Consider the following 2,778-nt stretch of genomic DNA (forward strand, 5'->3'; position numbering starts at 1 on the left):
ACTTAATCTGTTTTTGTTTTTCCGTCAACAGAAAAGTTTTGCTTTTTGTTGTCTCGTTTGCGACGCTTTGTTGTCACGAGCAACGGGGCGGCAAAATACAGGAGTTGGACATGCTTGTCAAGCTTGATTTTCATTTTTGATAAAAGAGTTTCCTGAGCCAATTTCAGAGCAGCAGGTGCGCTGTTTATTCTAGGTATAATTCAAGGTAGCCCGATACCCGGCAAACAGAATCCCGATCAACTGCATAAAGAAAAGGGACCCAAAAGGCCCCTATACTATTCAAACTTCTGTAATATTGAAGGTAATAGCCTAGGCGAGACACGTCTACAGAGTCGCCTTGAGAGGACTTTGGCAGTGATTAGATATACTGCCAGACTTTGCTGATTGTGGTTTCCATAACAGCAACGGCGCAAAGATCGCTGTAAGCGATTTCGACAACCTCGGCCTTTAGCCTCCCCTCTCCCTGCTCTTTGTTGAAAGCGTCCATTACAGCAATGGCGTCACTTGGAGTGCGTGGTTGCGGAGAACTGCCATCATGCGTCCGGGGGTGGTAGCCTATATAAATGGTTTTGACCTTTTCCTGCTCTTTGTTCATTTCCTGTCCTCGTTGGTTTATGGTTGTTCTGTCTTCAATCCTGGCTCTTTGATCCCAGCGGGGTTATACGGTTACAGGATATATTTACAGCTTTACTTGTTCATTGTTACTTGTTTCTCTTTTATTTTGCTCTATAAAATATTTTACTTACCAGAGTCATATTTCCATGCTGTAATGATATGACTTTCCATGGGAACCGCTAAACCATAATCATCTGAGAAAGTAAGTAAGGATTTTTTAATTTCGGTAAACATTTTATTTTGTTCATCGTCCGACATTTCGGCTATTTGATGAGAAAACGGAAAAACCGATATATAGCCCGGAAGAAATTCTTCCAAAGAGGAAAAACGTGCCATCTGGACCTCAAGACTTATGTTGATTTCACTGAACAGGGCTCCAGTCAAAAGTCCCCTCAGCTCTTCCCTGTCAAATAGAGAGCATGATGAATAAAACGCCCTGGTTGGTTCAAACCCGATATATTCCCCTATTATATCGGCTAGAATAGCAAATAGCGGGCAACGATCAATAGATCGCCATACACTCAGAGCTATACGCCCTCCAGGAACCAGCACCCTGAACATTTCTTCCAAAGCTCGTTGTTTTTCTGAAAAAAACTGAAGCCCTTGCTGGCATAAAACCAAGTCACACACCCCTGTTTCAACCGGAATGTTTGCAGCATCTCCTAAGCGCCATTCGGTTACGGATAGATTTTCAGAATCGGCGAAATTGCTGGCAGCTACAAGCATATTCCTATCTGCATCGATCCCAATAACACGCCCTCTCGGTCCAACCAAATGCGCAGCTCTTCTAGCGACAACCCCCGTGCCACATGCGATATCGAGTATTTGATCTCCCGGGACTATACGAGCTCTTTCAATAAGTATGTTAGTCCAGGCACCCATCCAGGCTGGAACAATATATTGTTCATATCTTTCTGGAGCGGTGCCGTGCAACGGCCAACTTGATTCACTTCCCATTTCAGTTGTATATCCTTAAAAAAATCAATATATTACCAAAGCAATTTCATTCCGGCACATTCCTGTTTTCACCTGAATCATATCTCCTTGTTGCGGTTTTCCGACCTTGCGAACGGTACCGATGATTCGGTGATGCGATTCCAGAAATTTTAAAGACTCCATAAGGAGATGGTATTGCTTGATACGTTTTCATGAAAGACGAAAAGTCCTTCTAAAACCAAATACTCCCCTCTACTTACAACCAAAATTCTATTCTACTACCTTTCTCGCTTCCCAGTGCTCCATACATTTTCTAAAAATATGGGGATAGACAACAAAATGGCGGAATGGCCGGATGCAGTTCATGTACAATACACTGAAAGCAGTTCTATGTTTGATGTACACAGCAAGGCGGACCTTCCATTTGCCTTCTCCAGAAGGAGACCAGGCATAATGCATTAATGCATGCTCGGTGGCATTGGAAAGTTCATGGAGCGTTTCATCCGCGAAGGTATACACTGGCCTAAAGTTCATATAGTCTCGCGTGGAAATATCCATTGCGCGTTCTGGCATGTCTTTCTCAAGATCGCTTTCCTGCAAACGGTCCCGAAGGCTCTTTTCAAGACAACCCGGGATAGGAAGATTATTCAAATTATTATCAATGCGAAATATAGCCCCAAATATCTTGCGCACCCTGAATAGCATTCCAGCCAGAGAGCCATCATAAATATTATTCATCATAGGTACGATGGCGTTTTTTTGGAACAAATGTAAATCAACGCCATCCTTTGCGCTGAATTCGTAAGGGAACTCCCAGGTATCCTCGAGCATGAAATCCGAAGCCAAAGATCGAACCCTCCAATCGAACCTGGTGTGCGTAGCAGCTTCTGCAACAAAATCCATAGTATTCCTTTGTGATAATATGAGTAGTTGTGCCTCAAAAGGTTTCTATCCGCTCCGATTCAATATACCTTTGCATCTAAGGAGCTACACAACTGAGACACTATCCAAGAGAAGTATGGTACCGTTCTTGAGACCGGTACCAGTGATCCGGGCCACACAACATAGTGCTATACGCTTTCTGACTACGTGACCAGCAGAAACTATCAAACATTAGGGTCGCGGAAAATAATAAACTAAAGTTTCCTGGAAATTATCACATCGCCGATCCCGGTTCCCCTACGCGACCATGCGTAGCAGTGTTCTGACAAAAGATTTTTGCGTCTT

3 protein-coding genes are annotated in these 2,778 nt (G+C 43.5%); all 3 read right to left on the reverse strand.

From position 1 onward, the window contains the following. Positions 1-358 precede the first annotated feature (358 nt). Positions 359-595 carry a hypothetical protein gene (locus G493_RS0122450; protein ID WP_028582158.1) on the reverse strand — a complete coding sequence of 79 codons (237 nt, stop codon included), beginning with the start codon at positions 593-595 and terminating at the stop codon, positions 359-361. 143 nt (positions 596-738) lie between these two features. Beyond that, entirely contained in the window at positions 739-1,572 is an 834-nt protein-coding gene (locus G493_RS0122455; protein WP_028582159.1) for a class I SAM-dependent methyltransferase, read from the reverse strand. A gap of 249 nt (positions 1,573-1,821) precedes the next feature. Continuing rightward, positions 1,822-2,454 carry a DUF2867 domain-containing protein gene (locus G493_RS32660; protein WP_051309809.1) on the reverse strand — a complete coding sequence of 211 codons (633 nt, stop codon included), beginning with the start codon at positions 2,452-2,454 and terminating at the stop codon, positions 1,822-1,824. Positions 2,455-2,778: the final 324 nt, after the last annotated feature.

Source organism: Desulfogranum japonicum DSM 18378 (assembly GCF_000429945.1).
In the GTDB taxonomy this organism is placed as follows: Bacteria; Desulfobacterota; Desulfobulbia; order Desulfobulbales; family Desulfobulbaceae; genus Desulfogranum; species Desulfogranum japonicum.